This window comes from Stenotrophomonas sp. YJH_SMC_25, assembly GCF_059369595.1.
This window is the reverse complement of record NZ_JCAFSV010000007.1, coordinates 87,675-103,032: the sequence shown is the minus strand read 5'-3', so window position 1 is coordinate 103,032 and position 15,358 is coordinate 87,675. Positions and strand designations below refer to the sequence as shown.

Below are 15,358 nucleotides of genomic sequence, written 5' to 3'. Positions count from 1 at the left end.
GCGGAAAGGGCTCTGACCCCAGCGAGCCCCAACCGCCCTCGGTGGGCGCGGACCTTGGTCCGCACCGCTTCTGCCGTGCAATCGACAGCGCCGGGCCATGCCCGGCGTCTATTTACAGCCCGCTCGAAGCCTTTACCGCATCTTCGTGCAGCGACTCGTTCAGCTCATCCACCACGGTGCTCCATGCCGCATCGGCCTGCAGCGTTTCAGACAGGAACTGGCGTTGGGCATCGTTCCAGTAGGGCGCCTCGACCACTTCGACATCGGTGGCCAGCTGGTGTTCGCGGATGAAGCGGGCGATGCCCTCTGCGCTGGCATCCAGGCCCAGCTGCAGGAACAGGTTGGTCATGCGCGGTTCGGTGGTGATCATCGTCGGTTCCGGATGGACAAGGGGATGGCCCATTATCGGTGTAGACGGCCTTGGGGAAAGCCCCGTGGCAGACGTCTACAGCACGACGACCCCCTTGGCATTCCCCCATGAACGCACACATCGCCCCTGAAGAAAGCCGCAGCCTGCGGCTCAAGGCCGCCACCCGCGACAGCCACGGTGCCCTGGACAAGCGCATCATGGCCGGCGACATCTTCGCCGACCGCAGCAATTTCGCCCGTTTCCTGCGCGTGCAGTATCGCTTCCACCGCAGCATCGATGCGCTGTATGCCAACCCTGCGCTGGACGCACTGCTGCCGGACCTGGGCGAGCGCCGCCGCCTGACCCAGGTCGCGCGCGACCTGCAGGACCTGGAGCAGACCCTGCCGGGGGCTGACATCGCGGCGTTGCCGTCCGATCTGGAACTGCCCGCCGCGTTGGGGTGGCTGTACGTGGCTGAAGGCTCCAACCTGGGCGGCACCATTCTGTACAAGATGGCTGCCAAGCTCGGCCTGGACCGTGATTTTGGCGCCCGCCACTTGGCCGCGCATCCCGATGGCGCGGCGCGCCACTGGCGTGAGTTCACCGCGGCGCTGGACGCGGTACCGCTGAGTGTCGAGCAGGAGCAGCAGGTAATCGATGCGGCCGACGCCGCGTTCCGCAGCGTGCACGGCCACGTCGAAGTGGAATTCGCCTGATGCACGGCGTGCGCCCACAGGTGCAGCGCTGATGCGCTGGCTCTGGTTCGCGCTGGGCTGGCTGATGGTCGGGCTCGGGGTGATCGGCGCGTTGCTGCCGGTGATGCCGACCACCATCTTCCTGATCCTGGCCATGGGCTGCTTCGCGCGCAGCTCGCCGAAGTTCGAGCAGCGCCTGTTGGCGCATCCGCGCTACGGCCCGTCGCTGCGGTTGTGGCGCGAGCAGGGCGCGGTATCGCGCAAGGGCAAGGCGTTTGCCAGTGCCGGCATGGCGCTGGGCTTTGCCCTGTTCTGCTGGGGCGCGCACCCGTCCTGGCGCCTGCTGTTGGGCGTGGGCCTGTTCTTCGCGGTCAGCGCCGGCTACGTGCTGAGCCGACCGGCCCCCCGGCTGGAGTCCCATCCGGTCGTGGAAGTGGACGACGCCAATGATCCGCGCGCGGCCCGTCGTCGCGCAGCGACCCCTGATGCTGATGGAAACCGAGACGATGCTGCCTGCTGACCTGGCCCCCGTGGCCGCCCCCGCATTGACCCCATGGGGCATGTACCTGGCCGCCGACGTGGTGGTGAAGGCCGTGATGATCGCGCTGGCACTGGCGTCGCTGGCCACCTGGACCGTGCTGCTGGCCAAGGGCTGGGAGCTGGCCCGCCAGGCCCGGCAGCTGCGCGCGGCGCGCGCGCTGTTGCTGCAGTCCGCACAGCTGCCGCCGCAGAGCGAAGAGGCAAGTCTGCAGCAGGGCATCGCGCTGGCGATGCTGGACGCCGCCCGCACCGAACTGCGTCTGTCGCAGGATCTGGATAGTCGCGACGGCATCAAGGAGCGCATCGCCTCGCGCCTGGACCGCATCGAGCTGGAGACCGCGCGCGTGCAGCGGCGCGGCATCGGTGTGCTCGCCAGCATCGGCGCGGTGGCGCCCTTCGTCGGCCTGTTCGGCACGGTGTGGGGCATCATGAACAGTTTCATCGGCATCGCACACAGCAACACCACCAACCTGGCGGTGGTTGCGCCCGGCATCGCCGAGGCCCTGCTGGCGACCGCACTCGGCCTGGTCGCGGCGATTCCCGCGGTACTGGTCTACAACCATTTCAGCCGCGTGCTGGCCGGCCTGCGGGGCCTGCTCGGCGATCTGTCGGCGGCCGTGCAGCAGCTGGTCTCGCGCGATCTTGATCGTGCCGTGCCGCGTACCGCAGCGGCACCGCTGCGCGCGGTGCACTGAGGCGCGACGATGGCGATCAGGACCGCGTCCGACCGCGACGACGCACCGGAAGAAGCACACGAGATCAACGTCACGCCCTTCATCGACGTAATGCTGGTGCTGCTGATCATCTTCATGGTAGCCGCACCGCTGGCCACCGTATCAGTGCCGGTGCAGCTGCCGGCCAGCAGCGCCAGTGCCACGCCGCCCGAACAGGCGCCGGTGTATGTGACCGTGCAGGCCGATCTGTCGCTGCGCGTGGGCGAGCAGGCGGTGGCGCGTGACGGGCTGGCCGCTGCATTGCAGGCGGCCTCCCACGGCGACACCGCGCAGCGCATCTTCCTGCGTGCCGATACCCACGTGCCCTACGGCGAACTCATGGCCACGCTGGATGCGCTGCGTGCGGCCGGTTACCTGAAGGTGGCGCTGGTCGGCGTTGAGCAGGGTGCGCGATGAGTGGACTGCGGCGCTGGGCGACCAGCCTGGCGATCGTGCTGCTGGTGCACGCGCTGCTGATTGGCGCGGCCTGCTGGTGGGCGACGCGCGCACCGGTACTGGCTGCGACGGCGCCGCCCGCCGCGCTGATGCTGGAACTGGCACCGATGGTGCAGGCACCGCCGGTGCCGCCGCGCGAGGTCGCCACCGGTCCACTGCAGCAGCAACAGCAGCGGCAGGCGCCGAAGCCGGCCCTGCACGAGCAACCGAAGGCGCCGGTGCAGCCGCAGGGTGACCTGCCACCGCCGCGTACACCGGAGCCGACGCCCTCGCCGGATGTCGCCGACGCCAATGTCGCGCAGACCAGCGCACCGCCACAGGTGGCCGCTGACGCCGCCGCGCGCTACACCGCACCGCAGACCACGGCGGGTGAGCGCAGTCGCGCCGAGGCAAGCTGGGAAGGTCGCCTGCTGGGGCACCTGCAGAAGCATCGCCGCTATCCGCGCCAGGCCGAGCGGCTGCGCCAGCAGGGCGTGGTCTACGTGCGCTTTGCCGTGGCCCGCGATGGCGCGGTCTCGGGGTTGAAGCTGGGCCGCAGCAGTGGCTTCGCGCTGCTTGACCAGGAGACGCTGGACACCGTGCAGCGCGCCAGCCCGGTACCGGCGCCGCCGGCCGAAGTGGCCGGCGACCCGGTGGACGTGATGGTGCCGGTGTCGTTCTTCCTGCGCGGGCGGTGATTGACGGTGGGGTCGGATCCCTTTCCTTAGGAAAGGGCTCTGACCCCATCGAGGCCGTCATCCACGCATGGCGTGGATCTACAACAGCGGCACCAGCAGCAGCGCGACGATGTTGATGATCTTGATCAGCGGATTGATCGCCGGGCCGGCCGTGTCCTTGTACGGGTCACCGACGGTATCGCCGGTCACCGCAGCCTTGTGCGCCTCGCTGCCCTTGGCGCCGAAGTGGCCATCTTCGATGTACTTCTTGGCGTTGTCCCAGACGCCACCGCCGGTGGTCATCGAAATGGCCACGAACAGGCCGGTCACGATCGTGCCGATCAGCAGGCCACCCAGTGCGCGTGGCCCCAGCAGCAGGCCGACCACCACCGGCACCGCCACCGGCAGCAGCGAGGGCACGATCATTTCGCGGATCGCCGAGCGGGTCAGCATGTCCACCGCCTTGTCGTACTGCGGCTTGCCGGTGCCCTGCATGATGCCGGGGATCTCGCGGAACTGGCGACGTACTTCCTCCACCACCGCACCCGCCGCGCGGCCGACCGCTTCCATCGCCATCGCACCGAACAGGTAGGGAATCAGGCCGCCGATCAGCAGGCCGATGATCACCGTGTGGTCGCTGAGGTCGAAGCGGAATTCCTGCCCGGGATGTGCAGCCTGCAGGTTGTGCGTGTAGTCGGCGAACAGCACCAATGCGGCCAGTGCGGCCGAACCGATCGCATAGCCCTTGGTCACCGCCTTGGTGGTGTTGCCCACCGCATCCAGTGGATCGGTGATGTCGCGGATCTCCGAGGGCAGCTCGGCCATCTCGGCAATCCCACCGGCGTTGTCGGTGATCGGCCCGTAGGCATCGAGAGCGACGATCATGCCGGCCATCGACAGCATCGCGGTGGCGGCGATGGCGATGCCGTACAGCCCGCCCAGCGCGAACGCGCCCCAGATCGCCGCACACACGGCCACCACCGGCAGCGCGGTGGACTTCATCGAGATGCCGAGGCCGGCGATGATGTTGGTGCCGTGGCCGGTGGTCGAGGCCTGCGCCACGTGCTGCACCGGCTTGTACTGGGTGCCGGTGTAATACTCGGTGATCCACACGATCAGCCCGGTCAGGACCAGGCCGATCAACGCGCAGCCGTACAGGGCCATCGGCCCATGTACGTTGTCACCCATCAGGCCGGTAGTGATCGGGTAGAAGGCGATGGCGGCCAGCACGCCGGAGACGATCACGCCCTTGTACAGCGCGCCCATGATCGAGCCGCCAGGCTTCACTTTCACGAACAGCGCGCCGATGATCGAGGCGATGATCGATACGCCGCCCAGCACCAGCGGATACAGCACCGCATTGGCGCCTGCCTCGGCCAGCATCAGGCTGCCCAGCAGCATCGTTGCGATGACGGTCACCGCGTAGGTTTCGAACAGATCGGCGGCCATGCCGGCGCAGTCGCCCACATTGTCACCCACGTTGTCCGCGATCACCGCCGGGTTGCGAGGGTCGTCCTCGGGAATGCCGGCTTCCACCTTGCCGACCAGATCGGCGCCGACGTCGGCACCCTTGGTGAAGATGCCACCTCCCAGCCGCGCGAAGATCGAGATCAGCGACGAGCCGAAGGCCAGGCCGACCAGCGCATGCAGCGCCTGTTCCATCGGCAGGCCCATGCGCAGCAGCAGCGCGTAGTAACCGGCCACGCCCAGCAGGCCGAGGCCGACCACCAGCATGCCGGTGATGGCGCCGCCGCGGAAGGCGACGTCCATTGCGGCGCTGATGCCGTGGCGTGCAGCTTCGGCAGTGCGCACGTTGGCGCGTACCGACACGTTCATGCCGATGTAGCCGGCCGCGCCGGACAGTACCGCGCCGACCGCGAAGCCGATCGCGGTGTACCAGCTGAGGAACACACCGACCAGCACGAACAGCACCACACCGGCCACGCCGATGGTCAGGTACTGGCGGTTGAGATAGGCACGCGCACCTTCCTGGATCGCCGTGGCGATCGCGATCATGCGTTCATTGCCGGTGGGTTGGCGCAGGATCCAGCGCGCCGAGACGATTCCGAACAGGATCGCGAGAATGGCGCAGCCCAGCGCCAGTGACAGCCCGTGACGTTCCAGCATTAGACCCCTCCGCAGAATGGATGTAGGCATCCAGTGGCGATGAACGGCACCACGAGGGGGACGACGGGCTGCAGCCTGGAACCAACCCGTACCGACCTTGGCGGTCGTCCGACGTATGGCGGTGTTCAGCATTCCCTGGTGCCCGCAGTATGCGTGCCGCCACTTGTAGAGTCGAGCCGTGCTCAACTGGCTTCTGCGAGCCGCGCCTCCTGATCCTGTGGGTGCCCTCAGGGTGGAAGGCATCGCCATGCGCGCGGGCCCTGCCGCCGGGCCATGGGGCACGAGAGTCACAGGCCTTTGCACCCCGTTAAGCCAAGCTCTGCAAGCCTGCGCTCAGTCCTGAAGGAGATCTCCCATGCGCCTGTCCCTGTTGATGCTTGCCGCCCTGGTCCCGGCTGTACCAGCACTCGCCGCGGAAACCCCGGAGCTACAGCGCGCCGTGGGTGCTCCGCAGGCGGTAGGCGCGGTGCATACGCTGCGGCAGATCCCCGAGGCCTGTGCGCGCCTGGAAGGCGCCTTCACCGGGCAGGCGGCCGAGCCGTACCGCTTCTCCGCGGTGCGTACGAGCGAACAATGCCAGCCGCGCGCGCGCTTCGTCGACTACGCCAAGGCGCAGCCAAGTGCCGACAAGGGCTGGAAGCTCAATGATGTGATCCGCGTGCCCAGCGCCGCATGCCCGGCACAGCAGGCCGTGGTGCGCGTGTGGCGCCTGCCGTCGACCAACAAGGTCGAGCTGGACGGTCAGGGCCAGTCGCGCATCTATCTGGAGGAAGCGAAGAAGCAGGCCGCTGCCGGCCAGATTCCGCAGGTGACGATGTTCGCCGCGCAGCTGCAGATGGAAGGCAAGGCCTGCAACTGAAATTGCCTGGGCGGTGTACCCAAGCGGTCATCCACGGGTAGTGCCGGCCGCTGGCCGGCAACCCTGCAATCATCACTCCGCCAGCGTCGCCCCGCGCGCCACCAGCAGCTCGCGCAAAGCCCTGCGATGGCAGTGCGCCTCATCCTCGCAGTAGCACCCCACGCTGATGTCGTTGTGCTGCGACAGTGCGGCAAGCAGGTCCAGTGCATGGGCGGCATCGGGCGCTTTCATCTCGGCCTTGTAGTGGCGGAAGAACGCGGTCCAGTCGGCGGCCGTCTTCGCCTCATGCGCCCGCTTCACCAGTTCCGCGCTGGGTGACAGGGTCGGGAACCAGACGTCGCACCAGTCCTGTCGGGCGAACTCGCTGCGCGGCACGCCGCGCGGCGGCCGCCGCACGGTGCCGATGCGCAGGCCCTCGCCAGGCACGCGCGGCGTACCGAGTCGAACAACACGCAATGCCATGGTGTTCCTCCATTAAAAGGGGACGGAGGGGATTAAGTCGTATCCGACCCACTGCTGACGCTGTTGGAGATGACAGAGGGGCGTATGCGACTTAATCCCCTCCGTCCCCTTTTTCGGGTCAGCCCTCGAACGGCGGCAGCTTCTGCTTCACCGCCACGTTCTTCAGGGTGACGTACTTCGGCAGGCCGTCGGCGCCATACGGCAGCGGCGCTTCGCCCTTGATCAGCGGCGACAGGTAGGCCCGCGCCCTGGCGGTGATGCCGAAGCCGTCGCGGCGGATGAAGCCGGCGGGCATCTTCTTTTCATGGTTGGCGATCTTCGACAGTGGCGCCGCTTCGATCTTCCAGCGGTAGGGCGCATCGCTGCTGCGCACGATCACCGGCATCACGCCGTTCTGGCCCTTCAGCGCCAGCTGCACGGCGGCCTTGCCGACCGCCTGCGCCTGCTCCCAGTCGGTCCTGCTGGCCAGGTGCCGGGCCGAGCGCTGCAGGTAGTCGGGCAGCGCCCAGTGCACCTTCAGGCCCAGCTGGTCCTTGACCCGGCCGGCCAGGTGCGCGGCCACGCCGCCCAGCTGCGAGTGGCCGAACGAGTCTTTGCCGCCGCCAGCGTCAGCGACGAAGCGGCCATCGGCGGTGGCGATGCCCTCCGACGCCACCACCACGCAATAGCCGACGCGCTCGACCACCGCTTTCACCTTGGCCAGGAACACCGCCTCGTCATAGGCGCGTTCGGGCAGCAGGATGATGTGCGGCGCTTCGTCATCGCCGTTGCCGGCAAGGCCAGCGGCCGCGGCCAGCCAACCGGCGTGGCGGCCCATCGCTTCGTAGATGAAGACGCGGGTGGAGGTCTCGGCCATCGCCGCCACGTCCAGCGCCGCCTCGCGTACCGACACCGCGGTGTACTTGGCCGCCGAGCCGAAGCCGGGGCAGGTGTCGGTCACTGCCAGGTCGTTGTCGATGGTCTTGGGCACGCCGATGCAGGTCAGGTCGTAGCCGGAGGCTTTGGCCAGCTGCGAGACCTTCAGCGCGGTATCGGCCGAGTCGTTGCCGCCGTTGTAGAGGAACCAGCGCACGTCGTGCGCGCGCAGCACCTCCAGCAGGCGGTCGTAGCGGGCGCGGTCGGCGTCCAGCGATTTCAGCTTGACCCGGCAGGAGCCGAACGCGCCGCCCGGGGTATGGGCGAGGGCGCGGATGGCCGCAGCGCTCTCCTTGCTGGTGTCGATCAGTTCCTCGCGCAGCGCGCCGAGGATGCCGTTGCGCGCGGCCAGGACCTTGATGCCCTTGGCCCGGGCCTGCTCGATCACCGCCGCCGCCGTGGCGTTGATGACCGCGGTGACACCACCGGATTGGGCGTAGAGGAGAGTACCGTTGCGCATGCGTCTACCTGCTCGGGGGAAAGGACATTGCAGGGACATTACCCGGATGCGGTAAAGTGGCGCTATTGCGGTGCAGCGATACCGGTCCGTCCGGGACGCGAACCTTCTTTGTTTTCAACACGTTGGAGTCAGGTCAATGCGATTGGTTCTGTTGGGACCGCCCGGTTCGGGCAAGGGGACACAGGCGACGCGCCTGAAGGAAAAGCTGGGGATCGCCCACATTTCGACCGGTGACATGCTGCGCGCGGAAATCGCCGCGGGCACGGAGCTGGGCAAGCAGGCCAAGACGGTGATGGATGCCGGCAACCTGGTGTCGGATGACGTCCTGCTGGGCATGCTGGAGTCGCGCCTGACCCAGCCCGATGTCGCCAAGGGCTTCATTCTTGATGGCTACCCGCGCAATGTGGCCCAGGCCAATGCGATGGACGGCCTGCTGGCCAAGATCGGCCAGCCGCTGGATGCCGTGGTGCAGTTGGACGTGGCCACCGAGCTGCTGGTCGAGCGCATCGCCGGTCGTGCCAAGGAACAGGGCCGCGCCGACGACACGCCGGAAGCGGTGCGCCAGCGCCTGCAGGTCTACAACGACCAGACCGCCCCGGTGGTCGACTTCTACGCCGGCCGTGGCACCCTGGCCCGCGTCGATGGCGTCGGTGAGCTGGACGAGATCGAAGCCCGCATCCTGGCGGCGATCAAGGCCTGATCCGGCGGGGCCGGCCTGTTGCCGGCCCTTCGGGCGCAAAAAAACACAGGCCTGGTCCGTGAGGATCAGGCCTGTGTCGTTTGACAGGCGCCAGCGAAGGGCTTGCTCAGGGCCCCGCAGCATGAGCTCCCTTGGGGATGGCCTCTTGGGGAGTAGGACCGGTTCGGGTACTGCGGCTGGCAGTTCGAATTGTGTCCGGGTTCACAGAACATCGCTATCGGGAATTCCCTGACAGGTGATTGGAGTTTTCTCACATCCCGTGTAGGACTTGTCTTACCCGGGGGCGGACATTGGCCCTATACAGCCGTCATCGGTCACAATCCTCGGTCATGAGCAGCGTACATATCCTTGCAATCGCCGGCACCTTCATGGGCGGCGTGGCCGCCCTGGCGCGGGAACTGGGCCATACGGTCAGCGGCAGCGACCAGGCCATCTATCCGCCAATGTCGACCCAGCTCGAGCAGCTGGGCATCGCCCTGGACCAGGGCTACCGCGCCGACAGCGTGCCGGCCGGCACCGATGACGTGGTGATCGGCAACGCCCTCTCGCGCGGCAATGCCGCCGTTGAGGCCGTGCTCGACGCCGGCCAGCGCTACATTTCCGGAGCGCAATGGCTGTCCGAACAGGTACTGCCGGGTCGCGACACCCTGGCGGTGGCAGGTACCCATGGCAAGACCACCACCACCACCATCCTCACCTGGCTGCTGGAAAGCGCCGGTCGTTCGCCCGGTTTCCTGATCGGCGGCGTCTCCGAGGATTTCGGCGTCTCCGCCCGGCTGGGCCAGGGCCGCGAGTTCGTGGTCGAGGCCGACGAGTACGACACCGCGTTCTTCGACAAGCGCAGCAAGTTCGTGCACTACCGGCCGCTGGTGGCCATCCTCAACAACCTTGAATACGACCACGCCGACATCTTCCCGGACGTGGCCGCGATCCAGCGCCAGTTCCACCACCTGGTGCGCACGGTGCCGGCGCGTGGCCGACTGATCGTCAACGGCGAGGACCCGCATCTGGCCGAAGTGCTGGCGATGGGCTGCTGGACCCCGGTCGAGCGCTTCGGCTTCGACCCGTCGCTGGAATGGCATGCCGAGCTGCTGGCCGCCGATGGCAGCGCCTTCCGCGTACACCACCGCGGGCAGGCAATGGGCGATGTGCACTGGTCGTTGCTGGGCCGCCACAACGTGCTCAACGGCCTGGCTGCGCTGGCTGCCGCACATGCGGTGGGCGTGGCGCCGGCCGACGTGATTCCTGCGCTGGCGCGCTTCCGCAGCGTCAAGCGCCGCATGGAAGTGATCGGCCGCCATGACGGCATCACCATCTACGACGATTTCGCCCATCACCCGACCGCGATCGCCACCACGCTGGAAGGCCTGCGTGCCAAGGTGGGTGACGCGCGCATCGTGGTCGCGATGGAGCCGCGCAGCAATTCGATGCGGCTGGGGGCGCACGCGCAGGCGCTGGCCCCGTCGCTGGCGTTGGCTGACGAGGTCGTGTTCCTGCATCGCCCGGAACTGGCCTGGGATGCGGCCGCGGTGATCGCCGCGGTGCGCGGCGAAGCGCACGCGGTGCCCGATACCGACGCGCTGCTGGCGCAGCTGCAGGCCAGCGCGCGCAGCGGCGACCACGTGGTGTTCATGTCCAATGGGGGCTTCGACGGCGCACCGCGCCGCTTCCTCGCCGCGCTGCAGGCCCGATGAGCAGCGACACGTCACTGCCGCTGTTTCCGCTGCACACCACGCTGGTGCCGGGTGCAGCGGTCGGGCTGCGCGTGTTCGAGCGGCGGTACCTGGATCTGGTCCGCGACAGCGGCCGCAGTGGCGAGGGCTTCGGTGTCTGCCTGATCCTCGACGGCCAGGAAGTGGGAGCCCCGGCGACACCGGCAGCGTATGGCGTGCAGGTACGCATCGAAGACTTCGATGTCGGCGCCGACGGCGTGCTGCAGTTGCGCCTGCGAGGCACCCGCCGCTTCCATGTCGAGCGCACCCGCGTACGCGACAACGGCCTGGTGGTGGCCGACGTGCGCTGGTGCGACGAAGACCCCGACGATGAGCTGCGGCCGCAGCATGCGCTGCTGGCCACGGTGCTGGGGCACATCATCGAGCAGGCCGGTGAGGCCTATGCGCCGGCCAATCCGGCGTTGCTGGACCAGGCCAGCTGGGTTGGCTGGCGGCTGGCCGAACTGCTGCCGCTGAGCGAGCAGCAGCGCCTGCAGCTGCTGCAGATGGACGACCCGCACCAGCGGTTGCAGCAGTTGCTGGGCTGGATGCCGTAGCAGCCTGCTTTGGGTGGGTGTGCACCTTGGTGCACACGCTGGTGCATGCGGGGAATGTCATCCACGCATGGCGTGGATCTACTCCGCCGGGCATGGTTCGGCGCTACCTGTCCGTGTTCCGGCAGCGCCGGGTCATGCCCGGCGTCGGCCTCAGGGCGTTGTCGTCCTCAACCGCAGCACCGGCAACCCGGTTTCGCTGTGCACGTCCTCGCGCTGCGGCAGGTCCTGCACGGCGTCCTTCACCGCGTTCAACGCCGGGTCGACGCCACGCAGCGGGTGCCACATGCCGATCCACTCGAAGTGGCGTTCGTAACGCAGGGTCTGTGCACTGCCCAGCCACAGCGGCGTGTTGCCCGCCTGCAGCTGCGCGGGTGCCGGCCACAGGCGCAGCACATAGCGTTCGTCCGGCTTCGCACCCTGGCGCACCATCAGCAGTGCTTCCACGCGGGTGTCCAGCGTCGCCGGCAGCACCGGCAGTTCATCGGCGCCGGTGTTCTTGTCCAGCATCAGCAGCGCCTGCTGCCAGCCGGCCTGTTCCTGCCGCTTCCAGCCACGCGCTTCCAGCTGCGCCTGCAGCGGTGCCAATGGCCCGGCCACCTGCACGTCCAGCGGCCAGCGCTGGTCGTCGTCGAACTCGTTGCGGCGCGCCGGCAGCGTGGCCCAGTCGTGCTGCCACCAGGCCTGCATGTCCATCGCCTGCGGGGCCGGCAGGGTCGGTTCGAAGCGTTCCAGCTTCACCGGGATGTTGCGCGGTGCGTACCACATCGCCGCCACGGCGAAGACGCCGTAGAACAGCCAGGCCACCGGCTTCACCCAGAACGAGCGGTTGAAGCGGCGGCGATAGGCGATGCCCAGCACCAGCAGCCAGAACGTGCCGAACAGCATGCCGCCGATCACGTCGCTCAGCCAATGCGCGCCCAGGTACAGGCGCGAGAAGCCGATCAGGCTGACCACGATGCCCGAAACCAGATACGGCCAGACGCGGGTGCGGCCGGGCATCTCGCGTGCGATCAGCACCGCGAAGAAGCCGAAGGTGATGGTGGCCATGGTCACCGACACCGACGGGAAGCCGAAGCCGCTGCTGGCGTCGATCGGGCGCACCACATCCACGGTGGCGCCCAGCAGCATGGTCAGCGCCAGGCCGAAGGCCAGTGCCGCCAGCCAGTGCGCAGCGGCCATCCAGCGTCGGCGCCAGATCAGATAGCCCATCGCCGCGGCGGTGGCCGGCAGCAGGACCTGCCAGGCCCCGAGCGACGCCAGCGCAGCCATCGGGTAGTCGGCCAGCGGATTGCGCAGCGCCAGCATGGCCTGGTGCACCAGCAGGTCGATCGCCAGCGGCTCGCCGTGTGCGACCACCACGGTCAACAGCGCGAACCAGCCCCAGCCCAGCAGGAGCAGCATCAGCGCCAGCATCGCCAGCGGCACCGATTCGCGCCGCTTCGGGTCCAGCACGCCAACGGTGTAGCGGCCCAGCGTCGGGTGGCGGTTGGACCAGTCCAGCAGGCGTGCCAGCCAGTTGTCCATGCGTGCGGCCGACCAGCGGTAGCCGTACAGCACGATGGCCCAGACCAGGCCAAGGATCACCGCCAGCAGGCCGACCACCACCACCAGCCGCCCGGCCACAGCAGCCACCGCGTCGTACGCTTCGCCGAGGATCCAGCCCGGCGCCAGGAACAGCACCGCCCAGGAAATGCTGGCGATGCCGCTGGCCTGCACGTAGCGGCTGGCGGGCATCTTCATCATGCCGGCGATGGCCGGCACGAACGGGCGGATCGCGCCGACGTAGCGTGCCACCAGGATGCTCTTGAAGGCATTGCGGCGGAACAGGTTTTCGCCGCGGTCGAGCAGCTGCGGGTAACGGCTGAACGGCCACACGCCGCGCAGGCGGTCGCCCCAGCGGCGGCCGATCCAGTAACTGATGCCATCGCCGGCAAACGCACCCAATGCCGCAGCCGCCACCGCGTACGGCCCGGAGATCTGGCCCAGGCCAATGAACACGCCCACCGCGAACAGCAGTGGCAGCGCCGGCACGATGGCGCCAAGAATGATGACCGCATCGCAGAACGCGATGAGGAAGATAACGGCGCCCGCCAGCACGGGGTGAGCGGCAATCCACGCGAGCGTGGCGTCGATCCATGAAGAGTCCATTGCCCGATTATAGGGGCGTGAAGGTGACTGGTTCCCAGCCGCTTCGTGACCGTTTGCAACCGGCGCCATCGCCTAGAATGGAGTCATGCCGCATACGCCAGACGCTCCCCACCATGCTCTGAAGGCCGACAGCTTCGGCCGGATCCTTCTTGTGAAAGGGCCCGATGGCCGGTTCGTACGCCGCGATCTGGGGGCCACGCCGCTGTGGCTGCGGTTGCCCGCGTGGTGGCTTGCACGTCGCGAAGCACGCGCGCTGCGCCATATCCATGGCATGGCCGATGTGCCGCAGCTGCTGGCCTGGGATGGCCGCCACCTCGACCGCAGCTTCATGGCCGGCGATGCCATGTACCAGCGTCCGCCGCGCGGCGATCTGGCTTGGTTCCGCGCCGCGCGTCGCCTGCTGCAGCAGCTGCATCGCAATGGCGTGGCCCACAACGACCTGGCCAAGGAAGCCAACTGGCTGGTCACTGAAGATGGACGACCGGCGCTGATCGACTTCCAGCTGGCGGTGATCGGCAACCCGCGCTCGCGCTGGATGCGGCTGCTGGCCCGCGAGGACCTGCGCCACCTGCTCAAGCACAAGCGCATGTACTGCCGCGAATCACTCACCCCGGTGGAGAAGCGCGTGCTCAAGCGTACGTCGTGGGTGCGCGAGCTGTGGTTCGCCACCGGCAAGCCGGTCTACCGCTTCGTCACCCGCCGCATCCTGCACTGGGAAGACAACGAGGGGCAGGGACCGAAGCCGTGAGTGCATCGCAGGTGATGAGCGCGCCGCCGAGCGCGGGCAGCGTGCTGCGAACTCAGCTGCCCGGTGCGGATTTCGTGCATGCGTGCCATGCGACCACCCGTCGTGACGGGCGCTCGGCCTTGCAGGCCTATCGCGACATGGCCGCGAGCATTCCCGGTTGGTTCGACGGTCTGATGGCGCTGCGCAACCACGGCATGCGCCTGCTTGGGATGAAGCACCTTGGCTCATTGCGTGCGGTGCAGGACACCGACGATCCGGCTGCCGGCCAGCGGCTGGGCATCTTCACCCTGCAGTCGCTGGATGACGATGCCATCGTGCTGGAAGACGATGATCGCCACCTGCGCGTACAGCTGGCCCTGCAATGGCAGGGCGATGTGCTGGAAGTGGTGACGGTGGTGCATACGCATAACGCATTCGGGCGCCTCTACATGCTGCCGGTCGCGCCCGTGCACAGGTTGATCGTGCCGCATCTGCTGCAGAAGCAGGTGCAGGCGTACCGGTGATTCGACACTGCGCTCGCCGGGCCATGCCCGGCGACACGCGGCGTTTCCGGATTACGGCGTCGCCGGCACCACCTGCTGGCCGATGAAGTTGCGCTTGGCATCGAAGTCATAGGCGATCTGCAGCGGGCCCACGTCCGGGCAGGCGTGGCAGTCGCGCAGCGGTGTGCGGTACAGCAGGCGGATCCCGCCGCCCTCCAGCGGTGTCGCTCCGGCCGATTGCGCCGGCGCGAATGGCGTGGCCTGCGGGTTGGCCTTCAACAGCTCCTGCACGGCCGGGTCGGCACGCAGCGTGTCGTCCAGCTGTACGGCATCCACATCGATGCGCTTGCCGCTGGCGTCGACCAGGCGGGTGCCTTCGTTGGTGTTGGCCCGGAAGGGATACTCGACCGTGGCAATGCCCAGCCCCTCGTTCTCATGCCAGGCGGTGACATACGCCAGTTCCCCGGCGCTGGACAGTTGCTCGGCCGCGGTGATCGCCTCGGCGCTTGCTCCCCCCGCTCGCATCGCATCGCGCAGGCAATCCCGGGTGGCGGCATTCTCGCCCTGGCGGCATGCGTTCAGATCGCCATCCCAGACCACGGCCTCGCTCCAGCGCATCTTGCCGTCGGCGGCGGCCTTCTCCGCGCTGGGCGCGTCACCGGCGGGTGGCTCCTTGCCGGGTTCCGGCGAACGGCCCTGGCAGGCAGTCAGCAGGGCAAGCCCCAGGGCAGGCAGCAACAGGCGGGAACGGCGCATGGCGTGGACCTCGTGCGTTGGCT

Annotated in this window: 17 protein-coding genes; 11 read left to right on the top strand and 6 right to left on the bottom strand. The window is 68.2% G+C overall.

Annotation, left to right across the window (positions count from 1 at the left end):
• Positions 1-112 precede the first annotated feature (112 nt).
• Positions 113-370 carry a DUF2789 domain-containing protein gene (locus tag AC5P7E_RS11290; RefSeq protein ID WP_114618195.1) on the bottom strand — a complete coding sequence of 86 codons (258 nt, stop codon included), beginning with the start codon at positions 368-370 and terminating at the stop codon, positions 113-115.
• A gap of 107 nt (positions 371-477) precedes the next feature.
• Here AC5P7E_RS11290 and AC5P7E_RS11285 point away from each other — a divergent pair, with 107 nt between their 5' ends.
• The 5 genes from AC5P7E_RS11285 to AC5P7E_RS11265 are packed head-to-tail and all read left to right on the top strand — an operon-like array spanning position 478 to position 3,430.
• Positions 478-1,065 carry a biliverdin-producing heme oxygenase gene (locus AC5P7E_RS11285; RefSeq protein ID WP_005410929.1) on the top strand — a complete coding sequence of 196 codons (588 nt, stop codon included), beginning with the start codon at positions 478-480 and terminating at the stop codon, positions 1,063-1,065.
• A gap of 31 nt (positions 1,066-1,096) precedes the next feature.
• Positions 1,097-1,564, top strand: coding sequence for a YbaN family protein (locus AC5P7E_RS11280; RefSeq protein ID WP_114618194.1), 468 nt, complete (start codon positions 1,097-1,099; stop codon positions 1,562-1,564).
• The gene (gene exbB, locus AC5P7E_RS11275) at positions 1,551-2,279 is read left to right on the top strand and encodes a tonB-system energizer ExbB (protein ID WP_049396214.1); all 729 of its coding nucleotides are present in this window, start codon (positions 1,551-1,553) and stop codon (positions 2,277-2,279) included. The genes AC5P7E_RS11280 and exbB overlap by 14 nt, the downstream gene beginning before the upstream one ends.
• Positions 2,280-2,288: 9 nt before the next feature.
• Entirely contained in the window at positions 2,289-2,714 is a 426-nt protein-coding gene (gene exbD, locus AC5P7E_RS11270; protein WP_111174468.1) for a TonB system transport protein ExbD, read from the top strand.
• Positions 2,711-3,430 carry an energy transducer TonB gene (locus tag AC5P7E_RS11265; RefSeq protein ID WP_111174467.1) on the top strand — a complete coding sequence of 240 codons (720 nt, stop codon included), beginning with the start codon at positions 2,711-2,713 and terminating at the stop codon, positions 3,428-3,430. The genes exbD and AC5P7E_RS11265 overlap by 4 nt, the downstream gene beginning before the upstream one ends.
• 78 nt (positions 3,431-3,508) lie before the next feature.
• Here the strand turns inward: AC5P7E_RS11265 and AC5P7E_RS11260 are convergent, their stop codons facing one another.
• Positions 3,509-5,536 (bottom strand): sodium-translocating pyrophosphatase, encoded by a 2,028-nt coding sequence (locus tag AC5P7E_RS11260; protein ID WP_114618193.1) that lies wholly within the window; start codon positions 5,534-5,536, stop codon positions 3,509-3,511.
• A gap of 355 nt (positions 5,537-5,891) precedes the next feature.
• Here AC5P7E_RS11260 and AC5P7E_RS11255 point away from each other — a divergent pair, with 355 nt between their 5' ends.
• Complete coding sequence (locus tag AC5P7E_RS11255; RefSeq protein WP_005410923.1) at positions 5,892-6,395, top strand: hypothetical protein; 504 nt, start codon at positions 5,892-5,894, stop codon at positions 6,393-6,395.
• A 72-nt stretch (positions 6,396-6,467) separates the two neighbouring features.
• Here AC5P7E_RS11255 and AC5P7E_RS11250 read toward each other — a convergent pair whose 3' ends face one another.
• Together AC5P7E_RS11250 and AC5P7E_RS11245 are read right to left on the bottom strand one after the other, a co-directional pair.
• Positions 6,468-6,857: a DUF488 domain-containing protein gene (locus tag AC5P7E_RS11250; protein WP_114618192.1), complete on the bottom strand. Its 390-nt coding sequence runs from the start codon at positions 6,855-6,857 to the stop codon at positions 6,468-6,470.
• 118 nt (positions 6,858-6,975) lie between these two features.
• Positions 6,976-8,232, bottom strand: a complete 1,257-nt coding sequence (locus AC5P7E_RS11245) for a 6-phosphofructokinase (RefSeq protein ID WP_005414386.1) — start codon at positions 8,230-8,232, stop codon at positions 6,976-6,978.
• Positions 8,233-8,368: 136 nt separating this feature from the next.
• On the opposite strand from AC5P7E_RS11245, the gene AC5P7E_RS11240 reads away from it, so the two are divergent.
• The 3 genes from AC5P7E_RS11240 to AC5P7E_RS11230 all read left to right on the top strand — a co-directional run bounded on the left by AC5P7E_RS11240 (position 8,369) and on the right by AC5P7E_RS11230 (position 11,201).
• Positions 8,369-8,932: an adenylate kinase gene (locus AC5P7E_RS11240; RefSeq protein WP_114618191.1), complete on the top strand. Its 564-nt coding sequence runs from the start codon at positions 8,369-8,371 to the stop codon at positions 8,930-8,932.
• 329 nt (positions 8,933-9,261) lie between these two features.
• Positions 9,262-10,626: a UDP-N-acetylmuramate:L-alanyl-gamma-D-glutamyl-meso-diaminopimelate ligase gene (gene mpl / locus AC5P7E_RS11235; protein ID WP_114618190.1), complete on the top strand. Its 1,365-nt coding sequence runs from the start codon at positions 9,262-9,264 to the stop codon at positions 10,624-10,626.
• Positions 10,623-11,201, top strand: coding sequence for an LON peptidase substrate-binding domain-containing protein (locus AC5P7E_RS11230; protein ID WP_012481182.1), 579 nt, complete (start codon positions 10,623-10,625; stop codon positions 11,199-11,201). The genes mpl and AC5P7E_RS11230 overlap by 4 nt, the downstream gene beginning before the upstream one ends.
• Before the next feature lie 150 nt (positions 11,202-11,351).
• Here AC5P7E_RS11230 and AC5P7E_RS11225 read toward each other — a convergent pair whose 3' ends face one another.
• On the bottom strand, positions 11,352-13,349 hold the full coding sequence (locus AC5P7E_RS11225) for a bifunctional DedA family/phosphatase PAP2 family protein (protein ID WP_114618189.1): 1,998 nt from the start codon (positions 13,347-13,349) through the stop codon (positions 11,352-11,354).
• Positions 13,350-13,434: 85 nt separating this feature from the next.
• On the opposite strand from AC5P7E_RS11225, the gene AC5P7E_RS11220 reads away from it, so the two are divergent.
• Both AC5P7E_RS11220 and AC5P7E_RS11215 read left to right on the top strand, forming a co-directional pair.
• Positions 13,435-14,097: a serine/threonine-protein kinase gene (locus AC5P7E_RS11220; RefSeq protein WP_114618188.1), complete on the top strand. Its 663-nt coding sequence runs from the start codon at positions 13,435-13,437 to the stop codon at positions 14,095-14,097.
• Positions 14,098-14,111: 14 nt separating this feature from the next.
• Positions 14,112-14,600: a DUF2867 domain-containing protein gene (locus AC5P7E_RS11215; protein WP_217279012.1), complete on the top strand. Its 489-nt coding sequence runs from the start codon at positions 14,112-14,114 to the stop codon at positions 14,598-14,600.
• A gap of 51 nt (positions 14,601-14,651) precedes the next feature.
• Here the strand turns inward: AC5P7E_RS11215 and AC5P7E_RS11210 are convergent, their stop codons facing one another.
• Positions 14,652-15,335 (bottom strand): hypothetical protein, encoded by a 684-nt coding sequence (locus AC5P7E_RS11210; protein ID WP_329761704.1) that lies wholly within the window; start codon positions 15,333-15,335, stop codon positions 14,652-14,654.
• Between the last annotated feature and the right edge of the window lie 23 nt (positions 15,336-15,358).

Bases quoted from the DNA above. Each gene is read 5' to 3' on its own strand.
- AC5P7E_RS11285 (WP_005410929.1), top strand. From the start codon at position 478: ATGAACGCACACATCGCCCCTGAAGAAAGCCGCAGCCTGCGGCTCAAG.
- mpl (WP_114618190.1), top strand. From the start codon at position 9,262: ATGAGCAGCGTACATATCCTTGCAATCGCCGGCACCTTCATGGGCGGC.
- AC5P7E_RS11225 (WP_114618189.1), bottom strand. From the start codon at position 13,349: ATGGACTCTTCATGGATCGACGCCACGCTCGCGTGGATTGCCGCTCAC.
- AC5P7E_RS11290 (WP_114618195.1), bottom strand. From the start codon at position 370: ATGATCACCACCGAACCGCGCATGACCAACCTGTTCCTGCAGCTGGGC.
- AC5P7E_RS11260 (WP_114618193.1), bottom strand. From the start codon at position 5,536: ATGCTGGAACGTCACGGGCTGTCACTGGCGCTGGGCTGCGCCATTCTC.
- exbB (WP_049396214.1), top strand. From the start codon at position 1,551: ATGCTGCCTGCTGACCTGGCCCCCGTGGCCGCCCCCGCATTGACCCCA.
- AC5P7E_RS11230 (WP_012481182.1), top strand. From the start codon at position 10,623: ATGAGCAGCGACACGTCACTGCCGCTGTTTCCGCTGCACACCACGCTG.
- AC5P7E_RS11245 (WP_005414386.1), bottom strand. From the start codon at position 8,232: ATGCGCAACGGTACTCTCCTCTACGCCCAATCCGGTGGTGTCACCGCG.
- AC5P7E_RS11265 (WP_111174467.1), top strand. From the start codon at position 2,711: ATGAGTGGACTGCGGCGCTGGGCGACCAGCCTGGCGATCGTGCTGCTG.
- AC5P7E_RS11220 (WP_114618188.1), top strand. From the start codon at position 13,435: ATGCCGCATACGCCAGACGCTCCCCACCATGCTCTGAAGGCCGACAGC.
- AC5P7E_RS11255 (WP_005410923.1), top strand. From the start codon at position 5,892: ATGCGCCTGTCCCTGTTGATGCTTGCCGCCCTGGTCCCGGCTGTACCA.
- AC5P7E_RS11210 (WP_329761704.1), bottom strand. From the start codon at position 15,335: ATGCGCCGTTCCCGCCTGTTGCTGCCTGCCCTGGGGCTTGCCCTGCTG.
- AC5P7E_RS11240 (WP_114618191.1), top strand. From the start codon at position 8,369: ATGCGATTGGTTCTGTTGGGACCGCCCGGTTCGGGCAAGGGGACACAG.
- AC5P7E_RS11280 (WP_114618194.1), top strand. From the start codon at position 1,097: ATGCGCTGGCTCTGGTTCGCGCTGGGCTGGCTGATGGTCGGGCTCGGG.
- AC5P7E_RS11215 (WP_217279012.1), top strand. From the start codon at position 14,112: ATGAGCGCGCCGCCGAGCGCGGGCAGCGTGCTGCGAACTCAGCTGCCC.
- AC5P7E_RS11250 (WP_114618192.1), bottom strand. From the start codon at position 6,857: ATGGCATTGCGTGTTGTTCGACTCGGTACGCCGCGCGTGCCTGGCGAG.
- exbD (WP_111174468.1), top strand. From the start codon at position 2,289: ATGGCGATCAGGACCGCGTCCGACCGCGACGACGCACCGGAAGAAGCA.